Genomic DNA, 23,715 nt, shown 5'->3' with positions numbered 1-23,715 from the left:
TCGTCGGGTGACTACCGACACGATTGCCTCAGACAACACTGCCGCGCGCCAGCGGACGGCCATCGACGCCGTCGCCGATGCCTACACGGACACCCTCATCCGGCTTAACCCGAGTTTCGCCACCGAGCTCGGCCTGCCCGGGCACGAGACCGAGTACCAGGACTTCTCCCCCTCCGGCCACGAGGAATTCGCCGCCGCGGCGCGCGAGGCCCTTGCAGCGCTGGAGGGGCTGGAGCCCGTGGACGACGTCGACGCGGTGACGCTTGACGCCATGCGCGAGCGCCTGGGACTGCAGCTGGAAATCCACGAATCGGGCTGGCACACGGCGGATCTGAACAACATAGCCTCCCCGTCCCAGGACATCCGCGCGATTTTCGACCTTATGCCGACGGACACCGCCGAGCAGTGGGATCACATCGCCGGTCGGGCCCACAATGTCCCGGCAGCCATCGATGGCTACATCGAGTCGCTGCGCTCGGCCATGCAGGACGGCAAGGTGGCCGCGGCCCGCCAGGTGTCGATCGTGATCGAACAGGCCACCAAGCACGCCGCGGACGACGGCTTCTTCGCCAAACTCGCCGCAGGCGCCAAGACCGCGGAAGGGCCGTTGCCCGCCGACGTGCAGTCAAAGCTCGACGCCGGTACTGGCGCCGCGCGCGTGGCCTACTCGCGGCTGGCGGGGTTCCTGGAGTCCGAACTGCTGCCTGTCGCTCCCGCCAAGGATGCGGTTGGACGCGAACGCTACTCACTGGCCTCCCGCGACTTCCTCGGCGCCACAGTGGACCTGGAGGAAACCTACGCCTGGGGCGTGCAGGAGCTTGACCGCCTCATCGCCGAACAGGAGCGTGTGGCCGCGGAGATCCGCCCCGGCGCCACCATCGAGGAAGCCAAGGAAGCCCTGAACACAGACCCCGCACGGCAGCTCAAGGGCACCGACGCCCTCCAGGCCTGGATGCAGGGGCTCTCCGACAAGGCCGTGGCCGACCTCGCCGGCGTGCACTTCGACATCCCGGAGGTAATGAAGACCCTGGAGTGCAGGATTGCCCCGACCGACGAAGGCGGCATCTACTACACGGGGCCCTCGGACGACTTCAGCCGCCCGGGCCGCATGTGGTGGTCCGTCCCGCCGGGCGAGGACACCTTCACCACCTGGGCTGAAACCACGACGGTTTACCACGAGGGGGTGCCCGGCCACCACCTTCAGGTCGCCACCGCAACCTATCGCCGAGAACTGCTGAACAAGTGGCGTCGGAACGTCTGCTGGACGTCAGGGCACGGCGAAGGCTGGGCCCTGTACGCCGAGAAGCTCATGCAGGAACTGGGCTACCTCAAGGACCCGGGCGACCACATGGGCATGCTGGATGCCCAGCGCATGCGCGCGGCCCGCGTGGTGTTCGACATCGGCGTGCACCTGGAACTGGAGATCCCCGAACGCTGGGGCTCCGGGACGTGGACCCCGGACAAGGGCTACGAGTTCCTGAAGCAGAACCTTGCCATCAGCGAAGGGCAGCTGAAGTTCGAGTTCACCCGCTACCTCGGCTGGCCGGGACAGGCACCCTCCTACAAGGTGGGCCAGCGGCTCTGGGAACAGATCCGGGCGGAGCTTGAATCCCGCCCCGGCTTCGACCTCAAGGCGTTCCACACGAAGGCCCTGAACATCGGGTCGGTCGGTTTGGACACGCTCAAGCGCGCGCTGCTGGGGTAGCCCGCAGCCCCATGCGCGAATGGGCAGTTCGCGGCTGTGTTTTCCTAAAAACATTGCCGCGTACTGACTTCTCGCGTGACCTAGGGCGGCCGCCGAAGAGACAATCGCCACACTGGGCGCGGGAATAACTTCACAAAAGCGCCTGAATACACGGAAAGTACGGGGATTCCGTGCCGCGGGAGCATTTGTTACGTCGTAACATTTCTCAACATCAGTTCGTCGTGATACGGGCGGCGGTCCTAGCGTGTTCCGGTGAGCACTCAGACAAGCACCCCCGCACCCGCTGGAAAGACCGGGTTCCAGCTGCCCAAATGGGCCGGCTCGTTCGGTTTCCAGATCATCGCCGCCCTGATCGTGGGCCTCGGTCTTGGCCTCCTGGCCAAGTACACCGGCAGCACCAAGACAAACCCCAACGCCCTCGGCGCCACGCTGCAGACCATCGGCTCGAGCTACGTCTCGCTGCTGCAGACCGCCGTCGTCCCCCTCATTTTCACCGCCGTCGTCAGCTCCATCTCCAACCTGCGCGCGGTTTCCAACGCCGCCCGGCTGGCCTGGAACACGCTGCTCTGGTTCGCCATCACGTCCCTGATCGCCGTGCTGATCGGCATCGGACTCGGCGTGCTGCTGCAGCCCGGCGCCAGCACCGGCATCAGCCAGGAAGCCAAGTACTCCGGCAAGTCCGGCGACTGGTGGGCCTTCCTCGTTGGCCTGTTCCCCAAGAACTTCCTGGGCCTCGGCGCGAGCACCACTGTCACCGACGGCGTCGCCACCACCGCAGTGAGCTTCAACGTGCTCCAGATCCTGGTGATCGCAATCGCCGTCGGCATCGCCGCGCTCAAGGTGGGCAAGGCCGCCGAGCCGTTCCTGAACCTTAATGCCTCAGCCCTCGCCGTCATCCAGAAGGTCCTCTGGTGGATCATCCGGATCGCGCCGCTCGGCACTGTCGGCCTGATCGGCAATGCCGTTGCCGTCTACGGCTGGGACACCATCGGTTCGCTCGGCAAATTCACCGTGGCGATCTACATCGGCCTGGCGCTGGTGCTGTTCGTGGTCTACCCGGTCCTGGTCCGCAGCCACGGCCTGTCCATCAAGCAGTACTTCTCCGGAGTGTGGCCGGCAGTCCAGCTGGCCTTCGTCTCCCGCTCCTCCATCGGCACCCTGCCGCTGACCCAGCGCGTGACGGAACGCAACCTGGGCGTCCCCCGCGCCTACGCCTCCTTCGCGGTGCCGCTCGGCGCGACCACCAAGATGGACGGATGCGCCGCGATCTACCCGGCCATCGCTGCGATCTTCGTGGCCCAGTTCTTTGCCATCCAGCTTGATTTCACCCAGTACCTGCTCATCGCGCTGGTCTCCGTGCTCGGCTCGGCCGCGACCGCCGGAACCACGGGCGCCGTCGTCATGCTGACGCTGACGCTTTCCACGCTGGGACTGCCGCTGGCCGGCGTCGGCCTGCTGCTGGCGATCGACCCGATCCTGGACATGGGCCGCACCGCCGTCAACGTGGCCGGCCAGGCCCTGATCCCGGCGATCGTGTCCAAGCGACAGGGCATCCTGGACGAATCGCTCTACAACGCCCCGCGGAACGGCGATCCGTTCAGCGACGACGTCGTTGACGACGCTGCTGTTGTTCCCTCCGCGGCCGCAACGGGTTCGACGGCGGACCGCGAACTGGTGGACGCCAAGGCCTAAGCCGCGGCGCACCGGCGTGCGGGGCCAGTACGGCCAAAACGACGGCGGGGTCCCCGGAATTTTCCGGGGACCCCGCCGTCGTTTGGCTTTAATTGCTCGTCTCCATGTTGCTTGGTTCCATGTTGCTTGTTTCCATGTTGCTTGGTTCCATATTGCTTGGTTCCAGGGGGGCAGGGCGGCCCGTCAGCGTCCGCCGATCACACCCTTTTCGGCCGCCTTGGTGACGGCATCGGCTTCGGCCTGGGTCAGGGTTCCGTCCTTCACGGCCTGGTCCAACCGGGGCTTCAGCGCTGCGGCGTGCTTGGCCTGCTCCGCGGTGCGCAGTTCCTCAAGGGCGGCCGTGACCTTGGCTTCATCGATGCCGAGCGATTTCGCCAGGGAAGCGGCCAAGGCCTTCTCCCTCGCGGCCCGGTCCGGCCGCTGCTGCCCCTCGGCCGGCGGGGCGGCCGGCTTGTTGGCGTCGCGGAAGGCCTTAAGGGCGTCGGTGAGCTTCGCCTGGTCGACGCCCAGCTTGGCGGCGAGTTCCGAGGCGCTGGCGCCGAACGCCGCACCGCCGTGGCCGTGACGGCCGCCGCGCAGGCCGTGGCCGCCGGCGGAGTTGTCCCCCGGCGCGGTGGAAGTGGGAGTCGGCGCGGGGCTGGGCGTTGAGGTGGCCGATGCGATCCCGGCGACACCGAGCCCGGCGCCGAGTGCCACGGCTGCGGCGCCAAGGCTGAGCGCGATTCTGGTTGTGCGTGACATGTGCTGTCTCCTGGATCTGCCGCACAGTGACGGCGCTGTAGCTGCTGGTCTTCCCGGGAAGTCTGCTCCATGAGCAACTCCAGTCTGCACCTGCCCAAGCAGAGATAGCTGTTTCCCAGCTTTCATGTTCCTGTGAATCCTGCTGTTAATAGTGGATAGGCTCTGGGGCATGCTGATCGTTACCTCGAACGACATCCCGGGCCACCGGATCGACGCCGTGTTCGGCGAAGTCATGGGCCTGACCGTCCGCTCCCGGGACATCACCGCCCAGGTCGTGGCCGGCTTCCGGTCGTTGGCCGGCGGCGAGGTGGTGGAAATGACGCGGGCCCTGTACGAGAGCCGCCAGGATGTCATGGCCCGGATGGTGGCAGAGGCCGAACACCGCGGGGCCAACGCCATCATCGCCATGCGCTTCGATACATCCGCGATCGGGCCGAACTGGACGGAAATCTGCGCCTACGGCACCGCCGTCTTTGCCATCCCGCTGGCCCGGGACCAGCCCGGGGCCACAGGCCAGTCGAGCCACCTGACCTCCGGAGGGACGGCGCCGGCGCCCGCCTCCTGAACATCCTTGCTCAGAGTGCAAACATGCACGTAGTGTAATCCCGTGCCGTCAACCCCTTCTCCCGCCGATGCCCCGCCCGCAGCATCCGGCCAACCTTCCGGCGAACCCCGCCAGCCGTCCGGCGACCCCGTCCCCTCGCGCCGCGAACTGAACAAGGCGGCCACCCGGCAGGCCATCACCGACGCCGCCATGGAGTTGCTCCGGACCAGGGGTCCCGGAAACTTCACGGTGGAGGACATCGCCGACGCCGCCGGGATCTCCCGCCGCACGTTCTTCAACTACTTCGGCAGCACGGAGGCCGCACTGGCTTCGGTGACGTTCGGTTTCCTGGACACGGCGCTCCAGCAGTTCCGGCTGCGGCCGGCCGGCGAACCCATCCTGGAATCGGCCCGCGCGGCCCTGGTGGAACTGGCCGATCCCATGACCGTGGCACCGGTGGCCGAGCTCTACAGCCTGGGCCAGACCAATCCCCAGCTCAACCGCTCCGAACTCGAGGCCTGGGACCACTGCACCGCACAGATCATCAACGCCGCCCGCGAACGCTTTGCGCTGACCGCCGGCGGCGACATCGACGAACTGTATCTGCGCGCCCTCGCCGGCTCCATCATCTCCTGCGGCAAGGCGGCCCTGGACGTGTGGTTCGCCCGCCGCGGCGGCGACCTCGGCCCGGCCTCCCTGGCCGCCCTCCGCCAACTCCTGATCGACTCCATGGGTCTGCTCGGTTCCGGCTTCGCATCCCACTCCCCCGCCACCCCTTCCCCAGATCGGCACTGACATGGCCCTATTGCTCTACCGTCTCGGCAAGTTCTCCTACCGTCACCGCTGGCTCGTCGTTTCCCTCTGGCTCGCCGTCCTGGTGGCCGTCGGCGGCGCGGCGGCAGCCTTCCACGGCACCATGTCCAACAACTTCCAGATCCCCGGCACGGAAACCCAGCAGATGGCGGACAAGCTGAAGCGGGAACTGCCCAAGTCCTCCGGCGGGTCGGCCGGCATCGTGTTCCAGGCGCAGGACGGCCAGTTCACCCCGGCCGGGAAGGAAGCGGTCTCGGCGGCCCTGGCCAAGCTGAAGACCCTCTCGGACGTTCAAGGCACCGTGGATCCGTTCGCCACCCAGGCCCAGCTGGACAAGGCCGCCACGGACCTTGCCGCCGGGGAGCAGCAGGCATCCGATGGGAAGGCGCAGCTGGATGCGTCGGCCGCGCAGCTGGCCTCGGGCAAGGCCCAACTGGCGGCCGCCGAACAGCAGATGGCCGCAGCCGGCATGTCCCCGGAGGTCATCGACGCCCAACTCGGCCAGCAGAAGGCTGCCCTGGCCGCCGGTCAGGCAAAGCTCGACGCCGGGACCAAAGAACTCGAGGCCGGTACGGCCAAGCTCGCCCTGGCCAAGCGTCAGCTTGAGGCTTCGCAGGGCATGCGGTTCGTTTCCGAGGACGGCACGGCGGCGATCGCCCAAATACAGTTCAAGACCTCCATCAACGGGCTGGCCCCCGCCGTGCGCCAGCAGGTCCAGGACATCGCCCACGAGGTCTCGTCCGCGGGCGTGACCGCGCTCGCCAGCAAGGAAATCACTGAAGACGTCTCGGAGCTGTTTGGCATTTCCGAGATCCTCGGCATTGCCATCGCGGCTCTGGTCCTGATCATCATGCTGGGAACCTTGATCGCCGCCGGGCTCCCGCTGCTCATGGCGCTGGTGGGCGTGGCGGTGGGCGTCGGCGGCACTTTTGCCCTCAGCGGCGCCGTGGACATGAGTTCCATCTCCCCGATGCTCGCCCTCATGCTGGGCCTCGCCGTCGGCATCGACTACTCGCTCTTCATCGTCAACCGGCACCGCGGCCAGCTCCTGGCCGGCATGGACGGCGAGGAATCCGTGGCCCTCGCCACCGGCACCTCCGGCAACGCCGTGCTGTTCGCGGGCCTGACCGTCATCATCGCCCTCGCCGCCCTCGTCATCCCGGGGCTGCCCTTCCTGGCCGTCATGGGCCTGTCCGCCGCCGCGACGGTGGCAGTCGCCGTCGTCGTTGCCCTGACCCTCACGCCGGCCGTGTTGTCCCTCATCGGCCCTAAACTCATTTCCCGCCGCGCCTGGGCCAAGGCCGCGCAGCACAACGCCGCCCCAGGCCACGAGGCCGAGGACCGCGCCCGCGACGAACGCCGCAGCACCCGCGGCTGGGGCGGCCTGGTCACCCGGCACCCGGTCCTGGCACTGCTGGCCGGTGTCCTGCTGCTGGGCATCGTGGCGCTGCCGGCCAGCCAGCTGCGGCTCGCGCTGCCCGACGGCGGGTCCGAGCCCGTCGAGTCGCAGGCGTTCAAGGCCTACGACGTCACCGGCCGCAGCTTCGGCGAAGGCGTGACGGGCCCCATCGTGGTGGTGGGCGATTTCCCCGCCGGCCTAAGCGTTGCCGAAGCCGCGGCCAAGCAGCTCGACGTCGCCGATATACTCCGCGGCACGGCCAACGTCACCGCCGCCGTTCCGGTGGCCCTGAGCGAGGACCGCCGCACCGCGGTGTTCCAGGTCATTCCCCGGGAGGGTCCCGCCAGCGCCAGCACGGTCAAGGTGGTCTCGGACCTGCGCGCCGAAAAGAGCCAGATCAAGGACTCCACCGGCGTCAGCATCGGCCTTACGGGTCAGACTGCAGGCAACGTCGACGTCTCCACGAAGCTCGGTGATGCTCTGCCCCCGTACCTGGCGATCGTCGTCGGACTCTCACTGATCCTGCTGCTGCTGGTGTTCCGCTCGATCGTGGTGCCGCTGCTGGCCACGGGCGGCTTCCTGCTCTCGCTCGCGGCCGCCTTCGGCGCCGTCGTCGCGGTCTACCAGTGGGGCTGGCTGGGCACGGTGTTCGGCGTCGAAAACCCGGGCGCAGTGCTGAGCTTCCTGCCGATTATCCTGATCGGCGTGCTGTTCGGCCTGGCCATGGACTACCAGGTGTTCATCACCTCGGGAATGCGCGAATCGTTCATGCACGGCGAATCGGCCAAGCATGCGGTCCGCACCGGGTTCAGCCATGCCGCGTCCGTGGTCACCGCTGCCGCCATCATCATGGTCAGCGTGTTCGCCGGCTTCATTTTCTCGCACCTGAACATGGTCCGGCCGCTGGGCTTCGCGATGGCCTTCGGCGTGCTGGTGGACGCGTTCGTGGTCCGCATGACAATCGTCCCGGCCGTGATGTACCTGCTCGGCGGGAAGGCATGGTGGCTGCCCCGCTGGCTCAACCGGATCCTGCCGGACGTCGACGTCGAGGGCGCCAAGCTCCGCCAGCCGGCCCACGCCGCGGCGGCCGCGCCCGAAGCCGAGCCGGACGCGGAGCCGGACGCCGCGCCGGAAGAGGTCGCCGCGCGCTAGGAGGCCGCCGAACATCAAAGCAACGCGGGGTCACTTGGCGCCCAATGATGCCCTCCGATTGGGCCGTAGGTGACCCCGCGTTGCTTTGGTGGGGTGAACTAGGCTGGAGCCGTGACCCGCCTGATTCTTGCCTCCCAGTCCCCCGCCCGCACCAAGCTGCTCAGCCATGCCGGGATCCGGCACGAGGTCCTCGTCTCTGATGTGGACGAGGACGCCGTCCAGGCCCGCTACGGCGTGACCGACCCGCATGACACGGCCCTGCTGCTGGCCCGGGCGAAAGCCGAGGCTGTCGCCTCGCTGCCCGAGGCCGACGGCGCCATTGTGATCGGCTGCGACTCGGTGTTCGAGTTCGACGGCGAAGCCCACGGCAAGCCCTACACGGCCGACGTCGCCCGGGAGCGCATGCTTCGGATGAGCGGCAGCATGGGCGTCCTGCACACGGGCCACTGGCTCGTCGACTGCCGCGACACGGACGCGGACTCCGGGGAAGGCGACGCCGACGGCGGCTCCGGCAACGGCGCCACACGCGGCTCCGGGGCCACGCTGGGCTCGGTGTCCTCCGCCGAGGTGCACTTCATGGAGATGAGCGCCGAGGAGATCGAGACCTACATCGCCACCGGCGAGCCGCTCCAGTGCGCCGGCTCCTTCACCATCGACGGCTACGGCGGGGCGTTCATTCGCAAGGTCGACGGCGACCCCCACACCGTCGTCGGGCTTTCCATTTCCACGCTCCGTGCCCTGCTCAGCCAGGCCAACGTGGGGATCACCGAACTCTGGACCGGCGGGGCGGTGGACCCGTCGGACGTCCGCGCCGAGTGAGCGCGGGGTGAGGGTGAGGTGAGCGCGGGGTGAGCACCGACCGGACCAATTCGGCTGCCTTTTGTGGCAACCCTACAAAGGAAGGACCGTTTACGCGCGGATTCCGCAAGTAATATCGGCGGAACCCTCAAAACCGCGCTAGGCTCCCTGAAGGAAAGAAGGAGACGCCTTGTCAGCAAATTCGGAGCAGTCCGCCACCACCGTGCCGGGATCAACGCAGTCACAAGCAGCCGGAGTCACCCGCCGGCTCAGCAAGGTGCTGATCGCGAACCGTGGAGAAATCGCGGTGCGGATCATCCGCGCCGCCCGCGATGAAGGCATCGCCTCGGTGGCCGTCTACGCGGACCCGGACCGCGACGCTCTGCACGCCCGGCTCGCTGACGAGGCCTACGCGCTGGGCGGCAACACCGCCGCGGAGTCCTACCTCGTGATGGACAAGATCATCGACGCCGCCCGCCAGTCGGGCGCCGATGCCATCCACCCCGGCTACGGCTTCTTGGCCGAGAACGCCGAGTTTGCCGCGAAGGTGATCGACGCCGGCATCACGTGGATCGGGCCCTCCCCCGATGCGATCTCCGCCCTGGGCGACAAGGTCCAGGCCCGCCACATCGCCGAGAGGGTGGGCGCCCCGCAGGTTCCCGGAACCGCCGACCCGGTGGCGTCCGCCGAGGAAATCCTCGACTTCGTGGACAAGTTTGGCCTGCCCGTCGCCATCAAGGCCGCCTTCGGCGGCGGCGGCCGCGGCATCAAGGTCGCGCACACCCGCGAGGAAATCCCGGAGCTTTTCGAATCCGCCGTGCGCGAGGCCACGGCCGCCTTCGGCCGCGGCGAATGCTTCATCGAGCGCTTCCTGGACGCCCCGCGGCACGTCGAGACACAGTGCCTCGCCGACGCCTACGGCAACGTCGTCGTCGTCTCCACCCGCGACTGCTCGCTCCAGCGCCGCAACCAGAAGCTCGTCGAGGAGGCCCCCGCCCCGTTCCTCACGGAGGAGCAGAACAAGCGCCTCTACGAATCGTCCAAGGCTATCCTCAAGGAGGCAGGCTACCTCGGCGCCGGCACGTGCGAATTCCTCGTCGGCCAAGACGGCACCATCTCCTTCCTCGAGGTCAACACCCGACTGCAGGTGGAGCACTGCGTCTCCGAGGAAGTCACCGGCATCGACCTCGTGCGGGAACAGTTCCGGCTGGCGTGCGGCGAAGAGCTCGGCTACGGCGACCCTGAAGTCCGCGGCCACTCGATCGAATTCCGCATCACCGGAGAGGACCCGGGCCGGAACTTCATGCCCGCCCCCGGCACCGTCACCGCGCTGAAGAACCCCACCGGCCCCGGCGTCCGCATCGACTCCGGCGTGGAGCAGGGCGACGTCATCAGCGGCAACTTCGACTCCATGCTCTCCAAGCTGGTGGTCACCGGCGCCGACCGCGCCCAGGCCCTGCAGCGCTCCCGGCGGGCACTGGAGGAAATGGTGGTCGAAGGCATCCCCACCGTGATCCCGTTCGACCTCGCCGTGGTCTCCAACCCTGACTTCGCACCGGCCGAGGGTCCCTTCAAGGTCCACACCCGCTGGATCGAGACGGCCTTCGTCAATGACATTCCCGCCTGGACCCCGACCGGCACCGAGGCTGAGGCGGCCGACGACGGCGACCGCCAGCGCGTCGTCGTCGAGGTCGGCGGCAAGCGCCTTGAGGTTGTCCTGCCGGCTTCACTGGGCTCCGTCACCAACACGGGCGGAGCCAAGCCGGCCAAAGTCAAGAAGCGCTCCCGCGGCGGCGCAGCCACCGCGGCCGCGAGCGGCAACGCGCTGACCTCCCCCATGCAGGGCACCATCGTCAAGGTGGCCGTTGCTGAAGGTGACACGGTCGCCGAAGGCGATCTCGTCGTCGTTCTCGAAGCGATGAAGATGGAGCAGCCGCTCACCGCGCACCGCGCCGGGGTCGTGACCGGCCTCGCCGCCGCGGCCGGCGAGACGGTGTCCGCCGGCGCCGTGATCGCCATGATCGAAGACGGTGCGCCCGAGTAGTTCTGAGGGCCACCCCCGGGGCAGGACGCGGGCGCACCTCTGGCGCGCCTGTGTCCTGCCCGTGCAGACTTGGTCTGTGAAGCCATTCCTGCTGCTGGCCTCCCGCGCGGAGGACGGCGCCGCTGACGACGAGTACCGGGCCTATCTGCGCTACGGCGGGCTCGAACCCGCGCAGCTGCGGCGCATCCGGCTGGAAGCCGCGCCGCTGCCCCAGCTGGACCTCTCCCGCTACTCCGGAGTGATCGTGGGCGGCAGCCCCTTCACGTCCAGCGACCCTCCCGGGCACAAGACCGACGTCCAACACCGCGTCGAGCACGAGCTCGCCACGCTGCTGGACCGGATCGTCGCCGAGGACTTCCCCTTCCTTGGTGCCTGCTACGGGGTCGGCACGCTGGGCCGGCACCAGGGTGCGGTGATCGACCGGACCTATAGTGAAGGACTCGGTGGCGTGACCATCAAGCTGACAGCAGACGGGCTGGCCGATCCCCTCCTGCGCGGGCTGCCGGAAAGCTTCACGGCCTTCACCGGCCACAAAGAAGCCTGCACGCTTCTGCCCTCCCACGCGGTGCTCCTGGCCAGCTCCGCCGCCTGCCCCGTGCACATGTTCCGGATCAAGACCAACCTGTACGCCACCCAGTTCCACCCCGAGCTCGACGCCGAGGGGCTGGTCACCAGGATCGACATTTACCGCCATGCCGGCTATTTCCCGCCAGAATCGGCCGAAATGCTGATGGAGGACGCCCGGCGCTTCACTGCCACCGAACCCATGAAGATCCTCCGGAACTTCGTGGAGCGCTACGCGAGCTGAGGGCGTCGTCCACCGTCCCGCGCTGCTGCGCCCCGCGCTCCTGCCCAGTTACTTTCCGGCGGACACGCAAATGCCCGGCGTGTTCAGCGAACACCCCGGGCATTTCCGTCAGTAACCGGGATGGAGCGTTAGGCCACGTTGTTCGCGTAGTCCAGGTCGCGGGTTTCCTTGCTCAGGAACAGGGCGATGAGCGTCAGCACGGCCATGGACGCGAGGTAGACACCCACCAGCACGGTGCTGCCGTCGGCCAGTTCCCAGAGCGCGACGGCGATGAACGGAGCCACGGCCGCGCCCAGGATGCTGGAGAAGTTGTAGCTGATCGCGGAGCCGGTGTAGCGGACGTTGCCGGGGAACAGTTCCGGCAGGAGCGCACCCATGGGGCCGAAGGTCAGGCCCATGAGGGAGAAGCCGATGATCAGCAGGGCCATGGCGCCCACGAAGCCGGCGCTGAACAACGGAACGAACAGCAGGCCGAAGGCGAAGATGCCGGCCGTCACGGCGATCAGCATCTTGCGTCGGCCGTACTTCTCGGCCAGCGGGCCTGAGACCAGGGTGAAGATGCCGAAGAACACGACGCCGGCGATCAGCATCCAGAGGAAGTCGTTCCGGGTGTAGCCCAGGCCCGGGACGAACGCTGCGGCGGCGGCCTCGGTCATCGGTTTGCCGGCCTTTTCGGCGGCAGCCTTCGCCGCCTCCAGGCTGGCCGGCCGGGTGCCGTAGGTCAGCGTGAAGGTGGTCATCAGGTAGAAGAGCACGTAGGTGGCGAGCATGATGAACGTGCCCAGGATCAGCGGGCGCCAGCTGGTCTTGAAGACCCGTGCCAGCGGCAGCTTGGCAACCTCGTTGGACTCGATGACCTTGGTGAAGGCAGGGGTTTCGATCAGCTTGAGGCGCACCCAGAGGCCGATGATCACCATCACGGCGCTGGCCAGGAACGGCACGCGCCAGCCCCAGGCCTCGAAGGCCGCCGGGGTCAGGGTGTAGCTGAAGACCAGGAAGATCACGTTGGCGATGATGAAGCCGATCGGCGCACCCAGCTGCGGGAAAGTGCCGTAGATGGCGCGCTTGGAGGCCGGGGCGTTCTCGGTCGCCAGCAGGGCCGCGCCGCTCCATTCGCCGCCGAGGGCCAGGCCCTGGGCGAAACGCAGGACCACCAGCAGGGCCGGTGCCCAGAAGGACCAGCCCGGGACGGTCGCCGTCGGGAGGCAGCCGATCAGGAAGGTGGCAACACCCATCGTCAGCAGCGAGGCCACGAGCGTGCCCTTGCGTCCGAACCTGTCGCCGAAGTGACCGAAGACGATCGAGCCGAGCGGGCGGGCAATGAATGCGACGCCGAACACGGCGAAGGAGCTCAGGAGCTGGGTGGTCTCGTTCTGCCCCGGGAAGAACAGCTTCGGGAAAACCAGTACGGCTGCGGTGGCGTACACGTAGAAGTCATAGAACTCGACGGTGGTGCCGATGAGGCTGGCGACAATCACGCGGCCGCGCGAGTTGACCTGCCTGGCGGACCCATGTTCCGCGGAGGTTGCGGTGGATGACATGTAGTAGCGCTTTCATGAAGACCGGACGGAAATGTCCCCACAGCCCGATGCCCGGGGCCGCCGGCTAAGGATTCGTATATGTCCGATAATAGTTCCTACCGTCCAGTCATTGGACAAATGTTCCACTATTTGGACGGCGGGTCGTCGTCTCGCGTGATGGGCGCCCCACCGATCCTCACACAGTCACACAAGCCCCGATAGGCAAAAGTCACTTCCCGTTAATAAACGGCGACAGTCCCTGAAACGCGGCGTCCCTACCTTGGAAGGACAACACCCCCCAAGGAGGTCTCCCCCGTGACTGCTGAACGCACCGCCGAACTCGGCACCGCAGACGCCGACGCCGCCCGTCCCGGCACCCTTACCCTCGACCACCGCCCCGGCCGCTGGATCGCGAACTGGGATGCGGAAAACAAGGAGCAGTGGGAGGCGGCCGGCCGCTCCATCGCCCGGCGCAACCTGAACTGGTCCATCTTCGCCGAGTTCCTCGGTTTCGTGGTCTGGCAGCTTTGGTCGATCGTGGTGGTCCAGCTGCCGTCCGCGGGTTTCAAGTTCTCCACGAACGAGATCTTCTGGCTGATCTCCATGCCGAGCCTCGTCGGCGCGACGCTGCGGATCCCCTACACGTTCATGGTGCCGCGCTTCGGCGGCCGCAACTGGACCATCGTGTCGGCCCTGCTCCTGCTGCTGCCCACGATCGGCCTGGGCCTGTGCGTGGCCAACCCGGAAACCCCGTTCGGTGTCATGCTGTTCGTGGCGGCGCTGGCCGGCTTCGGCGGCGGTAATTTCGCCAGCTCGATGGCGAACATCACCTTCTTCTACCCGGCCCGGGAAAAGGGCTGGGCGCTGGGCCTGAACGCGGCCGGCGGCAACCTCGGCGCCGCCATCGCACAGCTGGCCGTCCCGATCGCCATCACCCTTCTGGCGGCCGGCACCGTGAACCTGCCCGTCGCCGGCTTCATGTGGGTTCCGCTGATTCTCCTGGCGGCCTTCGGTGCCTGGAAGTACATGAACAACCTCACCAGCGCCAAGGGCGACGTCGCGGGCTCGCTCGCCGCGCTGAAGGAACCGCACCTGTGGGTCATGGCGTTGCTGTACATCGGCACCTTCGGCTCCTTCATCGGCTTCGCCGGCGTGTTCCCCAAGCTCATCAAGGACTACTTCCCGGCGTTCTCCTCCATCTCCGTCGGCGCCGTGGCCCTGTCCCTGGCCTTCCTCGGCCCGCTGGTCGGCTCCCTGGCCCGGCCCTACGGCGGACGCCTGGCGGACCGGATGGGCGGGGCCCGGATGACCGTCACTGCCTTCGCGGCCATGACCGTCATCACCCTGACCATGATCTGGACGCTGCCGCTGAAGAACTTCTGGCTGTTCCTGTTCCTGTTCCTGCTCCTGTTCACGGCCAGCGGCTTCGGAAACGGCGCCACCTACCGCATGATCCCGGTCATCTTCGCCACCTCCAGCCGAGCCGCCCGCTCCGGCGCCAGCACCGTAGCCACGCAGCGGCTCGCGTCCTCGGCCCTCGGCCTGATCTCGGCCATCGGCGCCTACGGCGGATTCGTCATCCCCCAGGTGCTCAACGCCTCCAACACCGCCAGCGGCTCCTACACCTCGGCGTTCTACGGATTCGTCGGGGCCTACATCCTGATGCTGGTGGTCTGCTGGTTCTGCTACATCCGCAACGCCACCCGAAACGCGATGGGACACGTCTAACATGACCAAAAGCGCCGACACGCACTGCCCCTACTGCGCCCTGCAGTGCGCCATGACGCTGAAGTCTCCAGCGGCTCTGACCCCGGCTGTCCAGCCGGGGTCAGACCCCGTGCCGGCTCCACCCGCTCCACCCGCAGCCGCTGCAGCAGCGCCTGCACCCGCTGGCCCCCTCCTGGAAGTGTCCGGGCGGGACTTCCCCACCAACCGCGGCGGGCTGTGCCGCAAGGGCTGGACGTCCGCCTCGCTGCTAAGCCACCCCGGACGCGTCACCGAGCCCATGCTGAAGGACGCCGACGGCGTCCACCGCCCGGTCAGCTGGGACGAGGCCCTGAGGCTCATCACCGCAGCCGTCAAAGAAACCCGCGACCGCTACGGTGCGGACGCGGTCGGCGTGTTCGGCGGCGGCGGGCTCACCAACGAGAAGGCCTACCAACTGGGCAAGTTCGCCCGCCTGGCCCTGGGCACCTCGCGGATCGACTACAACGGCCGGTTCTGCATGTCCTCCGCGGCCGCAGCCGGCATGCGGGCCTTCGGCGTTGACCGCGGATTGCCGTTTCCGCTGGAGGACCTCGACGGCGCCAGCACCATTCTGATGCTCGGATCCAACGTCGCCGAGACCATGCCGCCCTTCGTGCAGCACCTGCAGGGCGCGCGCGACGCCGGCGGGCTGATTGTGGTGGATCCGCGCCGGTCCGCTACAGCCGCCTTTACGTCCGACGGCGGCGGCCTGCACCTGCAGCCCCTGCCGGGCACCGACCTCACCCTCCTCCTGGGCCTGTCCCACGTGGTGATCCACGAAGGCCTGGCGGACACCGGCTTCATCAGCACGCGCACCAGCGGCTTCGAAGCCCTGGCCCGCAGCGTCAATGCTTTCTGGCCCGAACGCGTCCAGTCCCTGACCGGGGTGCCCGCGGACCTGATCCGCGAGACGGCCCGCCGGCTGGCCGACGGCGCCACCAAGGGCGGCGCCTACATCCTCACCGGGCGCGGCGTGGAACAGCACATCGACGGCACGGACACCGCCACCGCCGCGATCAACCTGAGCCTGCTGCTTGGCCTGCCGGGCTCGAGCCGCAGCGGCTACGGCACCCTGACCGGCCAGGGCAACGGCCAGGGCGGCCGCGAGCACGGCCAGAAGGCCGACCAGCTCCCTGGCTACCGCAAAATCACCGACCCCGCCGCCCGCGCCCACATGGCGAAGGTCTGGGACGTACCCGAATCCCTCATTCCCGGGCCGGGCCTGCCCGCGGTCCAGCTCCTGAAGTCCCTCGGACAGCCCGACGGCGTCCGGTGCCTCTTCGTGCACGCCTCGAACATCGCGGTTGCCTCCCCCGATGCAAACGCGGTCATTGCCGGGCTCCGCAGCCTGGATTTCCTGGTGGTCTGCGACTTCTTCGTCTCCGAGACCGCAGCCGAGGCGGACCTCATCCTGCCGGTACTCCAGTGGGCGGAGGAGGAAGGCACCCTCACCAACCTGGAGGGCCGGGTCCTCCGCCGCCGCCGCGCGCTGCAGCCGCCGGCGGGTGCCCGCAGCGAACTGTGGATCATGGCCCGGCTGGCGGAACTTCTCGAGGCTCCGTCCACCTACAGCGAGGACCCCGAGACTGTCTTCGAGGAACTGCGCCTGGCCTCCGCCGGCGGCCTGGCCGATTACTCGGGCATCGACTACGCCATCCTGGACCGCGGCGAAGCCGCCTACTGGCCTTTCCCCGCCGGCGGCACCGGCACACCGCGCCTCTTCCTCGACGCGTTTGCCCACGCCGACGGCAAAGCGGTCATGACCCCGGTGGCGCCCCGCCGCCGTCGTCCCCCGGCAGCAACCCCCGACCGGGATAGCAGCCGGGACATATCAGCCCGGGACATTCCGGGCCCGGGCGCCAAAACCATGACGCTCATTACCGGCCGCCTGCTGGAGCATTACCAGTCCGGGGCGCAGACGCGCCGTGTGTCGGAACTGTTCGCCTCCCAGCCGGAGGCCAAAATGCAGATCCACCCCGCCGCTGCCGCGTCCATGGGCGTCACCGACGGCGCGTTCGTGTCGGTCGCCAACGAGCGCGGCGAAGTGCTCTGCCGGGCCGAGCTCAGCACGGACATCCGGCCCGAGACGGTGTTCCTGCCGTTCCACTTCCCGGAACTGGAGAGCGCCAACCGCCTGACAGAGGCCGCCACGGATCCCATCTCGGGGATGCCCGAGTTTAAGTTCAACAAGGTGTGGGTCCGGGTGGCCACCAACGCACAACAGAGCAGCGTTCTTCAGACATCGGAGGCCTCATGAGTGAGCAGGTAGTAATTGTTGGCTTTGGCCCGGTGGCCGCGCGGCTCATTGATGAGCTGCTGCCCGCAGTGCGCAGCGGACTTGCCCACCTGACGGTGATCGGCGAAGAGTCCGACGCCGCGTACAACCGCGTGCTGGTGGCCGACCTCGGCGTGGGGCGCACCACCGCCGGGGCGCTGGCACTCTCCGACGCCGCCGCCCTGGTCGCCGACGGCGTCGATGTCCGGCTCGGCGTCCGCGTCCGCCGGGTGGACCGGGCCCGCCAGCGGGTGGTTCTCACCGACGGAACCACACCGCACTACGACCGGCTGGTGTTCGCCACCGGTTCCCGCCCGGTGATCCCCAACCTGACCGGCCTGAACCCGGACCCGGCCCACCCCGTGCTGCCCGCCGGAGTGACCGCCCTGCGCGACCTCCACGATGCGGCGGTACTGCGCGAGGCCGTCGCCGGCGGCAAGCGCGTGGTGGTCCTGGGCGGCGGCGTGCTCGGTCTGGAGACGGCCCTCGCTGCCGCCGAGGAGGGGGCCAGGGTGACCGTAGTCCACAACGGACGCCACCCGCTCGGACGCAACATCGACCGCAGCGGCGGTGGGGTGCTCGCCGCTTCGCTGCGGAACTGCGGCGTGCGGGTGGCCGGCAACGCCCGCTCCACCGGTGTCGAGCACAACGCGCCCGACGGCGGTTTCTCCGCCCTGCTGCTCGAGGACGGTTCCGCGATCGACGGGGACCTGCTGGTCCTGTCCTGCGGTGTCCGTCCGCGGACCGAACTCGCCGAGGGCTGCGGGCTGTCCACCGCCACCGGCATCCTGGTGGACCACAAGCTCCGGGCGCACCACGAGCCGCACATTTTCGCCATCGGTGACTGCGCGGAAGTCCGCTGCCCCGATCCCGCCTGCGGTGAATGCCGCACGGCCCGCGGACCGTCCGGGCTGGTCGGCCCGGGCTGGCGCCAGGCGGAGTGGCTGGCCGAGTACCTGACCCTCCTTGCCGAAGGAACGGCTATCTGCCCCGGCGACTCCAACGACAGTGCACCGGGAGGCGGTGCGGTGGGGGCGGCTGCGTCCCTGCCTGAGCTGCCCATGGAGAAGCCGGGCGTCATTGTCCTCAAGGCCCGCGGCACGAACCTGGCCGTGGCCGGTGACGTTTCCGCGGATCCATGGGACGAGGAAGTCCTTTCAGCCGGTGCCGTGAACGGGCGGGCACGGCTGCAGGTCGCACAGTGGGCCGATCCCGAGCACGGCCGCTACGTCAAGATGACCACCCGCGCCGGCGTGCTCGAGGGCCTCGTAGCCGTGGGCATGCCGCGCACGGCGGCCGAGCTAGTGCAACTGTTCGAACGCGGCGCCGAACTTCCCGCCGACAGGTCGCTGCTGCTGCGCCTGGACGGACCGGACCAGCCCGCTTCCCACGGTGCCGCCGACGCCTCGCGGACCGTCTGCCGGTGCGCGGGCGTCAGCGGTACGGCCGTTGCCGCCGCGGTCACCGAGGGCTGCGCGACGGTGCCCGAAGTTTCTGCGGCCACCCGCGCCGGCACCGGCTGCGGCGGGTGCCACGAGGACATCAAGGGCATCATCGAGGCGCACTTTCAGGGGGCGGTTGCCTGATGGAAAACAGGTAGTCTACTCTCTGTTGTGTCGCCGACTCGGTGCAGTAGCCTGAGCCCCATCGCCAGCCAGCGGTGCGCGAGGGGGCGCGTTGCTCCGGCCTTTTCATCTACGGGTCGGCCACAGAAAATTACCCCTCACACCGCTTTCCGGCGAGTAGCTACAGGCCGCACCGGCCGGGTCCTTACCGGGACACTCGGCTAGTCGGTGCCGGAGCGCGCCGCCCAAGCGCGCCGCCCAAGACCGGGAGGCGGACCGGTGAACCGAGAACGGGGGACACCTCATGCAGCGACGAATCACACCACCAGCCGTCATCCTGGTCGCCTTGCTTGCCCTTACGGGCTGCGGGGCAGGCACCAGCCCTGGTGCCAGCACCGGTACCGCCACTGGCACCGCCACGCCAGCCATAGCGCCGGCGGCAGCTCCGACAGCCACACCTACTCCCGCGAAGAGCTTCAGTAACGCGGACCTGACCGGCCTGCTTTCTACGCTGAAAGATGCTCACGGCAAACCGCTTACAGTGGTCCCAGCGGCACAGATCGACCAAGGCATCATCAAAGCCAAGCAATTGCTCAAGACCGCCGTCTTCACCCCGGCGGCCTGCAAGGCCCTCGCCGACAGCAACGCCCAGATCCCGGACGGCAGCACCTACGCGGCCGGCACCAGTATCTCGGCAACTGACAAAACGACAACGGTGGTAACCGTCATCGCCCTCAAGGACGCCCAAACGATGACCAAACAGCTGAACACATCCCAGGCCGCTGCCGCGCAGTGCAAGACTTTCACCCTGGAAGCGGGCGGCCAGAAAATCACCACGGAAACGACGCCCGTGGACTCCGCAACTGACGGGGACGTGTCCTTTGCTGCCCTCACGAAGCAGCGCCTTGCCACGGGCCAGGCCCAAACAGCACTGACTGTTACCGGCATCAAAGGCAACCTTGCCGCGACTGCAGTAAAAGCAGGGCCAGCAGTCACGCAGCAGGCGTCAGCCGAACTGACCCAGCTGGTCAACACGATCCTCGCCCACGGCTGATGTTATTCGGTTAGTCCAGGCGTCCCCGGGCCGGCACCGGCGCCCGTCCCGGGGGCGCCCAGGCGAAACGACGGGCCGCGGAGAACAGCGCGCGGCCCGCTCCACATGTCCCTTCATGTGCAGAGTTCTAGTGGACCCTACACAACTCGGGAAGCCCGGAGATTGTTCAGACGCAGTGCATATGGCCGTGGTTTTCGCTGAGCGCAATCCCACCGGCATGTTCGAGGCCGCCGGACCACCTCGGACCAAGCAAGTAGTGGACTCCCCCGATGCCAGTGGTCAACACTCCAGAGGCGAGTGATGAACACTCGCGTTCGAGCTGTGAGGGCGGTGTAGTCTCCGAGGGCGCGAAAGTCAGGGACTTGTCCCGTAACTCTGGGGGGACACTCGCAAAGCTTTAAAGGAGGATCTTTCATGAAACGCTGGCTCGCATCCATCGCCATCACAGCAGGACTCGTCGCTGGCGCCGGCCCGGCTGTTGCCGCCGCGCCCACTCCGGTCGACGTAACGTTCACCTCGCCCTGTCCGGGCTTCGATGCCACGCTTCACGCCACGGGCAAAGGGGGAACCATCAACCTGCCGGGCGACCGGGTGACCCTCACCGGTCCCAACTTGAGGGTCACGGTCACGGGTCCTACGGGGAAGTCGGTGAGCTATGTCATCACCGGGGCGACCCACATTCAGAACCTGCCCGACGGTAGCCAGGACATCACCGCAACGGGACGAAATGTCGTCCTGGTTCCCGAGGCAAACGGGCATCCTGCAGGGCTGTTCCTCACGGTCGGAACTGTCAGCTGGACCCTCAATCCAGACGGGTCGGAGAATACCTTGTTTTCCGGCCACGGCAAGGTGACCGACGTCTGCCAACTGGTGGCTCCGTAACTCCGGACAAACGCAGGGCGCCCCCGGGAGTTACTGGGGGCGCTTTGCCCTTAAATCGGGAAGCCCGGAGTTCAGGACGACAAAGCAGCTCCCTCCAATTCGAAGCGGGCCCTTCTCCCCTTACCTCCGCCGCCGGGGTGGGGATGCAATGGACTGAGGCTCCGTTTGTCAGCAGGAGGCACCCCATGGACGTTTCGGTCATCTTGGCGCTGGGCGCGATCGTTGTGGTCGCCGTCGTGATCGCCATGACACGCCAACAGGATCCGCAGCAGCGGGCCACGGTCCTGACGCGCACCGGGGCGGCGATCATGGCCGTGTTCACGGTCCTCGCGGGAACCGTCATCACCGGCTGGGCCATGCAGGATCCGGGCGGAACTGCCGGACTGCTGATCACGCTCGTGTGGTTGGTGCCGATGCTCCTCCTGGCAATCACGGCCTGGTTCTGGCCGGCGCCCACCGCTCCCCTGTTGCTCGCCCTCGCTTCTGCGTTCATCGCGGCATGCCTGTGGCTCGCCTTCGACCCTGCGGCCCTGCGCAGCTTCGTCGGCGACAACGGACCCGTCATCGCCGTCAGCGTCGTCGCGCTGGCGTTCCCGGCCGCCGTGCTCGGCCTCAAACGCACGGCGCTGGCCGGCTGGCTGCTGGTGGCCCTGGGCGTGCTGCCCCTGCTGATCACCCTCATCGCACGGTCCGGCCCGGTCGCCACGCTCATCGCAACCAGCCTGTTCCCATTGATCGCAGGAATCAGCTACCTTGCCTCGGCCAGAATGGTCACCGGAAGCGCGGCCACGGGGAACCACCGCGCGGCGGCCACCTAGAACCGGGGTCTGCCACGTAACGCGAATCGGACCACGGCTGATCGGCAGGTAGCATCGGGGCCATGAGCGCCGAAGACGAGGACATCACCGAAGAGCTGTTAGCCGACGCCGGGAAACTCACCGGACTGAGCCTGGAACTGCTGGGGCTCGATCCGCACCCGGATGACATGACTGCCGAACAGCGGCTCCAGTTTGATCCGGAAGACCTGATTGAGATGGCCGCCGTCCCGCCGGAGGACCGCCAGAAAGCCGTGCGCCAGACGCGCCTGCTGGCCGGGCTCCTGTGGAACTCGTCCAGCATCCTCATCGACCAGCTGTTCCGAGATCTCGGAACGCTCAGCACCCTGGAGGTCCTCACACCGGCCGACATCGCCGGGACCTCCGTTCTGTCTTCGCTCCCGCCGCAGTTCGCCGCCAGCTACGACGCGAAGTTCACCCAGAAGTTCATCGTCGTCGCGGCAGATGTCACGGCCGCGCTCGCCCGCGGCTGGACCGCACCGGGCTGCCTTGCCGCCGAGCTCGCCGTCCGCTGCCTGCTCGACCAGGCGGAAATCACCGAGGACATCTACGAGCTGGACCTGCCGGAGGACTGGCGCGCCGACGTCGCGGAAGTCCTACTGGAGGACGCTGACAGTGACGCCCTGTACCCCGACGACGACGCCGCAGGCTCCGGGAGCCCGGACGATGCCGGCCAGTTGGGCTTCGAGCGGTGGTTCACCCCGTTCGCGCCGGGCGACGCGGTTCCGCCCTACGCCTGCTCCTGAACCTCACTCCTGGCCTCACTCCTGTCCCTGCCCGTCTATGCCTGGCCGGGTGCGTGATTGGGCGTGCTGGCCAGCCGCTTCAGGTAGTCCTCGGTGAAGCGCCGGACGCCGTCCCACTCGGTGTAGACGTAGTCCCGGGTGGTGTCCGTGTCCAGGGAGCCTTTGTCGCTGGCGATCTTCTTCATCAGGTGCTTTTTTATGAACCCGTAGTGGGTGTAGAGCAGCGCGCCGGCGAACAACCCGACGTGCGCGGGCCGCCACCCGGTGTTCTCCTCGAACTTCGTCACGTAGCCCTCGGCGGTCTCCTCGTCTCCGTGGGCGGCCATGCTGACCGAAACCAGCGCGGAGGGCAACCGCTCGAGCTCGCCGCGGTTCTTCTTCACGAAGTCCGTGACGTGCCCCTCGTGTTTGCCCATGTGGACCGAAGCCGCCACGATCACGCCGTCGTAGCCGTCGGGGAGGGTGTCGCCCGCGTGTTTCAGATCAGCCGTCTCTGCCTGATGACCTTGCGCCTTGATCACCTCGGCAATGTAGTCGGCAATCTGGGCTGTCTGTCCTTCGACAGTCCCGTACGGAACGTAGATGTTGGCCATGATCCAGTGTGGGAGCGCTGTGGCCTGCGGTCGTAGGGTCTAACGCCCCGACGGCGATGCGCAAGACCGTCGAGAACAGAAGAATCCCTGTCCGGATTTCCGGCCAGGGATTCTTCGTTTTTGAAAAGTGCTCCCAGTAAGAGTGCTCCTAGTATCCGGTGGGCCGGTCGAACCGCTGGCCGGACGGATTGGACGGCAGGATGGTCATCACCAGCACCGCCAGGCCGCCGAGGATCGGCACCAGCACCAGCAGGATCAGCCAGGCACTCAGGTTCACGTCATGCAGGCGCCGGGCCAGGAGGGCCAGGGACGGAACGATCGTTCCAAGCCCCCAAATGACGGCAAGGATCATCCCGATAACGGCACCGGGTCCCGTCATGGCGGATCCGGACGCAGTAGTCGTCGTGCCGGTGCTCGTGATGACGTTGATGATGATGCCGACGATGAGGGACACCAGCGCCCACCACCAGTACTCACTGCGGCTGGCCCGGCCGGAGAAGGTGGCGTACTTCTTGAAGAATCGCTGGACGGCTTGCTTGATGGTGGCCCCGTAGAGCGGCGCCCACAGCGGCGGCTCCCCGGCCTGGGGCGGAAATGCATTTGGCTGCTGCGGATAGCTCATGTAGTCCCCTTTAATGAGTGCGGATGACGAGTTAATGAGTGCGGATGACGAGATTCATCCTAGGGCCGCCGGCGCCCGGAAATGCCCGTTGAGCGGCGGGAATTCACGCCCGTTCATCGGTGCGGGTGCGGGCGGGTCCGTTGCCGTGCAGCTGCCGGATTTGGGGCGCCGTTTGGGACC

The 23,715-nt window shown here is 67.7% G+C and carries 19 protein-coding genes; 15 read left to right on the top strand and 4 right to left on the bottom strand.

All coding sequences use genetic code 11. From position 1 onward, the window contains the following. Positions 1-7: 7 nt before the first annotated feature. On the top strand, positions 8-1,705 hold the full coding sequence (locus tag BM372_RS19725; protein WP_256214462.1) for a DUF885 domain-containing protein: 1,698 nt from the start codon (positions 8-10) through the stop codon (positions 1,703-1,705). Positions 1,706-1,957: 252 nt separating this feature from the next. After that, positions 1,958-3,397: a dicarboxylate/amino acid:cation symporter gene (locus tag BM372_RS19720; protein WP_090957143.1), complete on the top strand. Its 1,440-nt coding sequence runs from the start codon at positions 1,958-1,960 to the stop codon at positions 3,395-3,397. Between the two features lie 183 nt (positions 3,398-3,580). Here BM372_RS19720 and BM372_RS19715 read toward each other — a convergent pair whose 3' ends face one another. Then, positions 3,581-4,138, bottom strand: coding sequence for a Clp protease N-terminal domain-containing protein (locus BM372_RS19715; protein WP_090957142.1), 558 nt, complete (start codon positions 4,136-4,138; stop codon positions 3,581-3,583). Between the two features lie 169 nt (positions 4,139-4,307). Here BM372_RS19715 and BM372_RS19710 point away from each other — a divergent pair, with 169 nt between their 5' ends. The 6 genes from BM372_RS19710 to BM372_RS19685 all read left to right on the top strand — a co-directional run bounded on the left by BM372_RS19710 (position 4,308) and on the right by BM372_RS19685 (position 11,696). Beyond that, on the top strand, positions 4,308-4,703 hold the full coding sequence (locus BM372_RS19710) for a YbjQ family protein (protein ID WP_090957141.1): 396 nt from the start codon (positions 4,308-4,310) through the stop codon (positions 4,701-4,703). A gap of 42 nt (positions 4,704-4,745) precedes the next feature. Beyond that, the gene (locus tag BM372_RS19705) at positions 4,746-5,477 is read left to right on the top strand and encodes a TetR/AcrR family transcriptional regulator (RefSeq protein ID WP_371261768.1); all 732 of its coding nucleotides are present in this window, start codon (positions 4,746-4,748) and stop codon (positions 5,475-5,477) included. 1 nt (position 5,478) lies between these two features. After that, on the top strand, positions 5,479-8,046 hold the full coding sequence (locus tag BM372_RS19700; RefSeq protein WP_090957140.1) for an MMPL family transporter: 2,568 nt from the start codon (positions 5,479-5,481) through the stop codon (positions 8,044-8,046). Positions 8,047-8,157: 111 nt separating this feature from the next. Next, complete coding sequence (locus BM372_RS19695; protein WP_090957139.1) at positions 8,158-8,865, top strand: Maf family protein; 708 nt, start codon at positions 8,158-8,160, stop codon at positions 8,863-8,865. Positions 8,866-9,067: 202 nt separating this feature from the next. Further along, positions 9,068-10,888, top strand: coding sequence for an acetyl/propionyl/methylcrotonyl-CoA carboxylase subunit alpha (locus BM372_RS19690; RefSeq protein ID WP_090957156.1), 1,821 nt, complete (start codon positions 9,068-9,070; stop codon positions 10,886-10,888). A 76-nt stretch (positions 10,889-10,964) separates the two neighbouring features. After that, positions 10,965-11,696, top strand: coding sequence for a glutamine amidotransferase (locus tag BM372_RS19685; protein WP_090957138.1), 732 nt, complete (start codon positions 10,965-10,967; stop codon positions 11,694-11,696). Between the two features lie 128 nt (positions 11,697-11,824). Here the strand turns inward: BM372_RS19685 and BM372_RS19680 are convergent, their stop codons facing one another. Beyond that, complete coding sequence (locus BM372_RS19680) at positions 11,825-13,237, bottom strand: MFS transporter (protein ID WP_090957137.1); 1,413 nt, start codon at positions 13,235-13,237, stop codon at positions 11,825-11,827. A 294-nt stretch (positions 13,238-13,531) separates the two neighbouring features. Between BM372_RS19680 and BM372_RS19675 the strand changes: the two genes are divergently transcribed. From BM372_RS19675 to BM372_RS19645, 7 genes are all read left to right on the top strand, one after another. After that, entirely contained in the window at positions 13,532-14,944 is a 1,413-nt protein-coding gene (locus BM372_RS19675; RefSeq protein WP_090957136.1) for an MFS transporter, read from the top strand. A gap of 1 nt (position 14,945) precedes the next feature. Beyond that, positions 14,946-17,219: a molybdopterin oxidoreductase family protein gene (locus tag BM372_RS19670; RefSeq protein WP_090957135.1), complete on the top strand. Its 2,274-nt coding sequence runs from the start codon at positions 14,946-14,948 to the stop codon at positions 17,217-17,219. Continuing rightward, the gene (locus BM372_RS19665) at positions 17,216-18,823 is read left to right on the top strand and encodes an FAD-dependent oxidoreductase (RefSeq protein ID WP_090957134.1); all 1,608 of its coding nucleotides are present in this window, start codon (positions 17,216-17,218) and stop codon (positions 18,821-18,823) included. The genes BM372_RS19670 and BM372_RS19665 overlap by 4 nt, the downstream gene beginning before the upstream one ends. Positions 18,824-19,106: 283 nt before the next feature. Beyond that, the gene (locus tag BM372_RS19660; protein ID WP_143111520.1) at positions 19,107-19,856 is read left to right on the top strand and encodes a hypothetical protein; all 750 of its coding nucleotides are present in this window, start codon (positions 19,107-19,109) and stop codon (positions 19,854-19,856) included. A gap of 414 nt (positions 19,857-20,270) precedes the next feature. Then, the gene (locus tag BM372_RS19655) at positions 20,271-20,738 is read left to right on the top strand and encodes a hypothetical protein (RefSeq protein ID WP_090957132.1); all 468 of its coding nucleotides are present in this window, start codon (positions 20,271-20,273) and stop codon (positions 20,736-20,738) included. Positions 20,739-20,923: 185 nt separating this feature from the next. Further along, entirely contained in the window at positions 20,924-21,556 is a 633-nt protein-coding gene (locus BM372_RS19650) for a hypothetical protein (RefSeq protein WP_090957131.1), read from the top strand. A 62-nt stretch (positions 21,557-21,618) separates the two neighbouring features. Further along, positions 21,619-22,320 (top strand): hypothetical protein, encoded by a 702-nt coding sequence (locus BM372_RS19645; protein ID WP_090957130.1) that lies wholly within the window; start codon positions 21,619-21,621, stop codon positions 22,318-22,320. A gap of 35 nt (positions 22,321-22,355) precedes the next feature. Here the strand turns inward: BM372_RS19645 and BM372_RS19640 are convergent, their stop codons facing one another. Both BM372_RS19640 and BM372_RS19635 read right to left on the bottom strand, forming a co-directional pair. Continuing rightward, positions 22,356-22,913: a flavodoxin domain-containing protein gene (locus BM372_RS19640; RefSeq protein ID WP_090957129.1), complete on the bottom strand. Its 558-nt coding sequence runs from the start codon at positions 22,911-22,913 to the stop codon at positions 22,356-22,358. A 148-nt stretch (positions 22,914-23,061) separates the two neighbouring features. Next, complete coding sequence (locus BM372_RS19635) at positions 23,062-23,535, bottom strand: DUF805 domain-containing protein (RefSeq protein WP_090957128.1); 474 nt, start codon at positions 23,533-23,535, stop codon at positions 23,062-23,064. Between the last annotated feature and the right edge of the window lie 180 nt (positions 23,536-23,715).

It is taken from the genome of Arthrobacter sp. ov118 (genome assembly GCF_900116495.1).
Taxonomy (GTDB): Bacteria; Actinomycetota; Actinomycetes; order Actinomycetales; family Micrococcaceae; genus Arthrobacter.
This window is presented reverse-complemented; position numbering and strand designations above follow the sequence as displayed.